Here is a 423-nt window from a genome sequence, read left to right on the forward strand (position 1 = left end):
TTGCGCACGTAAGTCTGCTCCTTGTCTGAAGTGGCGCGAGTCTAGCACTACTGCATCGGGCCATGAGCCGCTGTGTCGAGGTGACGCAGGGCACTTTGGCGGGTATGAACGCCCTCTTGAGCGCTACAGGGCAGACGGGGCATGAGGCGGGGCGCAACTTGCCATCGTGTAATGAAATGTTTCTTCAGGCAGCCCGCAAGTAACAGAACAATTACAAACTAATGGCGCAATGATATGGGAACGACAACCCATGGCTGTGGTCAATGCTTCAACCTTGCTGCTTACACAGAACAGTTGTTTACACAGAAAAATATGCCGTAATGCCATTAACGAGGTATCTTCCCGTCCTCGTTTTTTTCAACCCGGCAAATCCTGCATCAACGGCGTCGATGACCACTGTGGATTCCATGGAACCTCTCTCCG

Source organism: Pseudomonas sp. LJDD11 (assembly GCF_024584215.1).
In the GTDB taxonomy this organism is placed as follows: Bacteria; Pseudomonadota; Gammaproteobacteria; order Pseudomonadales; family Pseudomonadaceae; genus Aquipseudomonas.